Origin of the sequence: Mycobacterium sp., assembly GCF_051006775.1 — a bacterium.
In the GTDB taxonomy this organism is placed as follows: Bacteria; Actinomycetota; Actinomycetes; order Mycobacteriales; family Mycobacteriaceae; genus Mycobacterium.
Map to the genome: position 1 here is coordinate 1 of NZ_JBPCSX010000234.1, position 5,314 is coordinate 5,314.

General features: G+C 59.7%; 7 protein-coding genes. All 7 read left to right on the forward strand.

Going from position 1 to position 5,314, the window contains the following annotated elements:
* The coding region (locus tag ACR2JI_RS16355) for a hypothetical protein (protein ID WP_526391844.1) at window positions 1-1,994 on the forward strand (1,994 nt) is incomplete at its 5' end.
* 132 nt (window positions 1,995-2,126) lie between these two features.
* Window positions 2,127-2,321, forward strand: coding sequence for a hypothetical protein (locus ACR2JI_RS16360; RefSeq protein WP_526391846.1), 195 nt, complete (start codon window positions 2,127-2,129; stop codon window positions 2,319-2,321).
* Window positions 2,322-2,342: 21 nt separating this feature from the next.
* Window positions 2,343-2,771 carry a hypothetical protein gene (locus tag ACR2JI_RS16365; protein WP_526391848.1) on the forward strand — a complete coding sequence of 143 codons (429 nt, stop codon included), beginning with the start codon at window positions 2,343-2,345 and terminating at the stop codon, window positions 2,769-2,771.
* 28 nt (window positions 2,772-2,799) lie between these two features.
* A complete protein-coding gene (locus ACR2JI_RS16370; protein WP_526391850.1) occupies window positions 2,800-3,756 on the forward strand; it encodes a hypothetical protein in 957 nt (318 codons plus the stop codon).
* 15 nt (window positions 3,757-3,771) lie between these two features.
* Window positions 3,772-4,314, forward strand: coding sequence for a hypothetical protein (locus tag ACR2JI_RS16375; RefSeq protein WP_526391852.1), 543 nt, complete (start codon window positions 3,772-3,774; stop codon window positions 4,312-4,314).
* Window positions 4,315-4,415: 101 nt separating this feature from the next.
* On the forward strand, window positions 4,416-4,925 hold the full coding sequence (locus ACR2JI_RS16380; RefSeq protein WP_526391854.1) for a hypothetical protein: 510 nt from the start codon (window positions 4,416-4,418) through the stop codon (window positions 4,923-4,925).
* 26 nt (window positions 4,926-4,951) lie between these two features.
* The coding region (locus ACR2JI_RS16385) for a hypothetical protein (protein WP_526391856.1) at window positions 4,952-5,314 on the forward strand (363 nt) is incomplete at its 3' end.

Consider the following 5,314-nt stretch of genomic DNA (forward strand, 5'->3'; position numbering starts at 1 on the left):
TGACGCAGGTGCCGCTGGGCGGCGCGCAGTATCTCAAGGTGACGTGGAACGAGCCGCGCAACCGGCCGGACTTCCTGTTCGTCGCGATCGACGACATGTACCTGCCGTTCGCCGCGACCAACTTCTACTCGGCGCAGCGCAAGACGCACGTGCAGTATCTGACGGCGCTCGACTACCACAAGCGCGTCAAGCAGGGCATGTACCGCGACGTCGACTTGGCACCTGTCAGCATGGAGCCTGAATTCTCGAAGGCCGAGAAGGCCAACATGAAGATCGAGGGCCGCAACGAGAGCAGCTACAACGAGGACGGGCTGCGCACCGTCTATGAGATCTACGTCACAGCCGACATCGAAAGCGACGAGGCGCTGCCGTACATTGTCACGATCGACAAGACGACCTCGAAGGTGCTGTCGATCTACCGCAACTGGGACGAGCTGGACGAGGCGCAAGAAGAGCTTCAGTGGTTTGTCGAGTTCCCGTTTGTGCCGTGGCGCGGTGCCTACCCGATCGGCTTGCCGCACATGGTCGGCGGCCTGAGCGCTGCCGCGACCGGCGCGCTGCGTGCGCTGCTCGACAGCGCGCACATCAGCAACAGCCAGACGATGCTCAAGCTGAAGGGCGGCTCGAAGGGCGGCCAGAGCCTTGAGATCCAGCCGACGCAGGTCATGGAGATCGAGGGCGGCTTGGCTGCCGACGACATCCGCAAGCTGATCATGCCGCTGCCGTATGCGCCGCCGAACCCGGTGCTGTTCCAGTTGCTCGGCTTCTTGGTCGACGCAGGCAAGGGCGTCATCCGCACCACGATGGAAGACATCGCGGACGGCAACCCCAACGCACCAGTCGGCACGACGCTCGCCAAGCTCGAGCAGGGCATGGTCGTGTTCAGCGCCATCCATGCGCGCATGCACAACGCGATGGCTAAGATGCTCGGCATCCTGCACCGCCTCAACGCGATGTACCTCGACGACGAGGACATTGAGGACGAGGTCGGCGAGGAGCTGGCGACGCGTGAAGACTTCGAGGGCCCGCTCGACGTGGTGCCTGTGTCCGACCCGAACATCTTCAGCGAGGCGCAGCGCTTTGCTCAGATCCAAGCGGTGGCACAGCGCAGCGCCGCGCTGCCGCAGCTCTACAACCAGCGCAAGGTCGAGGAGCGCATCCTCGAGACGCTGAAGATCCCGAACGCTAAGGATCTGCTGAACCCGGCGATGGAGCCGAAAGAGCAGAACGCGGTGAACGAGAATGTGGCCGCAACGATGAGCCGTCCGATCGTGGCGTTCCCCGAGCAGGACCACATCGCGCACCTCAAGACGCACTTGGCCTACATGATGAACCCGGCGCTGGGCATGAACCAGCTCATCGCGCCGACGTTCCTGCCCGGCATGCTCAACCACATCAAGGAGCACATCGCTCTGTGGTACGCGACAAGCGTATTTGAGCTGGGCAACGAGGCGACCGGCACGGACATCGGCGACATGCTCAAGGAGATCAAAGACCCTGAAGCTAAGCGGGCGTTCGACGCCATGCTGGCCGAAGCGTCTCAGAGCGTGGCGCAGGAAGCGACCAACGTCTTTGCGTCGCTGCCGCCTGTTATCCAGCAGGCGCAGCAGGTCATGCAGCAGCTTGCACCGCAGCCGCCGATGGACCCGAACGCGCAGCTCGCCATGCAGCAGATGCAGATGCAGTCGCAGCGCGACCAGCAGCGCAACGCGATCGACACGCAGAAGCTTCAGCTCACCGCGCAGGACGCACAGCAGAAGGCTCAGCTCGATGCAGCCAAGCTTCAGGTCACTGTGCAGGAGATGCAGCAGCGCGCAGCCGAAGAGCAGGCACGCCAAGACGCCGAGACGCAGCGCAAGCTCGCCGAGCTGCAAGTGCGTCAGGCCATGAACACGCAAGACAACCTGACGGCTATGGAGCTTGCGCGGCTCGAGGTCGAGACAGGCGAACGCATCGCGGTGTCAACCGGCACTGGGATAAACCCGCAACCGTAAGGAGGCCGCAATGGCTAAAGGTGACAAGCCTAACACGAATGACGTTGCCCAGAAGGGCGAAGGCGTGAAGCAGCATAAGCGGATGGCCATGGGCGAGATGCCCAAGGTTCCGTCAATGCCTAAGACGCCTGCATGAGAATTGAGACACTGTTGCAACGACTGGAGCAATCGCAGTCCGAACTGGCCCGCGATGCGTTGCAGCAACCTCAAGGCCGTGACCTTTACGAATATGGTAAGGTGATCGGCATGTACGCAGGACTTGAGCTTGCCAAGACCGTGTTACTCGACACAGTCGCGGAGAAAGAGCGCAAGGACTTTGATCTATAACCCTTGAGCGGAGGAGCACCCGTGCAAGAATACACACTGAATAAGGTTAGTTTCGATTTCGCCAATATGGACGAGGCGTTCCCGCCTATCGATCCCGGCGTTCAACCGTTTGGCAGCCGCGTGCTTTGTCAGATCAGACTGGCGAAGAAGAAGACGGCTGGCGGCATCATCTTGACCGGCGACACCAAGGACACTGAGACTTGGAACACGCAGGTTGCCAAGGTGGTGGCGGTTGGCGATCTGGCCTACAAGAACCGTAATACCCAAGAGCCTTGGCCTGAGGGCTCATGGGCTATGCCGGGGGACTTTGTCCGCGTCCCCAAATACGGCGGCGACAAGTGGACTGTTAAGATCGACGATGACCAAGAGGTCATCTTCGTAATTCTCAACGATCTGGATCTGATTGGCAAAGTCACGGGCGACCCGCTCGCGATGAAGGCCTTCGTATGATCCATAAGGCTAATGAAAGGAGCCGGTCATGGCTGATGTAATACGCGAAGAAGACGACGAATTGGTAATCGTCGAGCCCGGTGCGGAGCCGGAAGCTCAGGAAGACGATGCTCCGGCCGGAGAGGCAGACGAGCACGACGACGAGGACGACGCTGACGACGAGCGTATGGGCACGTCGGAAGACGACAGCGAAGACGAGATCGTCGACAAGAACAAAAAGAACCGCGAGACCCGCGCCAAGCGGCGTCAGGTTCAGAAGCAGGCCAAGGAGCGCACGCAGCGCGAGTTGGAGCTTCTGCGTCAGCAGAACGCCGAACTCATGCGGCGCATGCAGGCGGTTGAGGGCAACACGCTCTCGCAGAACGCTGCCACGATCGATGCGCGCATGAACGAGGCGCTCAACGAGATCAAGCAAGCTGAGATGATCATCGCCAAGGCTGTCGAAGCCGGTAACGGAGAGGATGTCGCAGTGGCCATGCGCATGCGTGACGAGGCCAAGCAGCGCGCCGACCAGTTCTACAACGCTAAGCAGCGCGTCGAGCAGGTGGCCCAGCAGGCGCAGCAGCCCCAGAGCGACCCGCGTGTTGTCGACTATGCACGTCAGTGGATGGACGCCAACGACTGGTACGATCCGACTGGCCGCGACGAGGACAGCATGATCACCAAGGCGGTGGATAATGCGCTCGCGGCAGAGGGCTGGAACCCCGCCACACCAGATTACTGGCAAGAGCTAACACGCCGTGTGTCGGCGCGTCTCAATGCCGGTGAAGACGCGGCTGATGCCGCACCACGCACCCCGCGCCGTAAAGCTCCGCCGACCGGCAACACGCGGGAGCACGCTCCGCCCAGCACCAAAAACGAAGTGGTGGTGACAGCGGAAAGAAAACAGGCTATGATCGATGCCGGAGTGTGGGATGACCCAGTCGCTCGCACCCGTTACTTGAAGGCGTATCAGGCCTACGATCGTGAAAACGCAGCTCGCTAATAGAGGAGAGAGCTAATGACTGAAGAACGTATGGATGACCGTCTCAAGAAGGAACTTGGGGTTAGTCGGCAGAGCCGAGCAGTGGAAGACCGTCCCGTGACGGAGAACCGCGAGATCTCGGAAGATGAACGGCTCGAGATGTTCCGAATGAACCTGTACAACGACGCACTACCGAGCATTCCTGATCTCCCCGGTTATCATGTATGCTGGTTGACGACGACGAACAAGAACGACACGATCCAAATGCGCATCCGTCTTGGCTACGAACTTATTCGTGGTGATGACGTACCGGGCATGGACCTTGTTACTCAGAAGACCGGCGAATACGCCGGTTGCGTTGCCGTCAACGAAATGATCGCGGCTAAGCTGCCCTTGTCCCTGTATTACAGGTACATGCAGGAAGCTCACCACGATGCCCCGCTTCGGGAAGAAGACAAGCTCGCCGAGACCGCAGAACTTATGCGCGAACAGGCCGAGCGGTCAGGAAGCCGCCTCCTTGAGGGGGATGGAATGTCGGAAATGCGTGAATACGTCCCTGCCAAAGGCTTATTTAGCTGATGGCAGGATCTCCAACCATCAAGAGGTAAATGGCTATGACTACTACTGCTCAGCCGTTTGGCCTGCGTCCGTCTTCGCACCCCTCGGGTACGATCCGTCCGGTGGCTTACACCATCGCGTCGGGCTACGCAGCCAATATCTTCCAGAACCAGCCGGTTCGTATTGCCCCCTCCACTGGCGCTGGCCAAACTGAAGGCACAATCGTTGCTGCTGCAACGGGCGAAGCTTTCATCGGCACGTTTCAGGGTGTGGAGTTCACAGATAGCGACGGCCGCTATCGCGTGAGCAACAAGTGGACCGCGTCCACTTCGGCAACCACCATCACTGCCTATGTCACGTCCGACCCGACGATCGTCTACGAAGTGCAGACGAACGCCAACGTCGTAACCGCTGACATCGGCAAACAGTATGACTTCGCCAACACCACGTCGGGTAACACCACGACTGGTTTGTCGTCGGCATCGCTGGATGTTGCATCGGCCGCCGCCAACGCATCTGTTCGTCTTATCGGCCTCAGCGACGCTGTGGAAGATACGGCAACCGACGCGTATCTCACCGTTCAGGTCCAGATCAGCGAACATCAGTTCATCGCTGACAAGGCCGCTATCTAAGGAGGGCTTGAACTATGGCTACGCCAATGCGTTCAACTGATTTCCGCTCTATCGTAGAGCCCATTCTGAACGAAGAGTTCAATGGTATCTACGATCAGCGGGCCGATGAGTATGCTCAGGTCTTCAAGACCTTCCAAGGCATTGCTCGCAACTACCACGAAGAACCCGTTCTGTTCGGTTTCGGCGCTGCGCCGGAACTGCCGGACGGCATGCCGGTCACCTATCAGTCGGGTGGCGTGCTCTTCATTCAGCGTTACGTCTACAAGGTCTACGGCCTTGCATTCGCGCTGACGAAGGTGCTCGTCGAAGACGGCGACCACATTCGTATTGGTCAGACCTATGCGCGTCACCTCGCGCAGTCGCTGATCGAAACGAAGGAAACCCTTGGC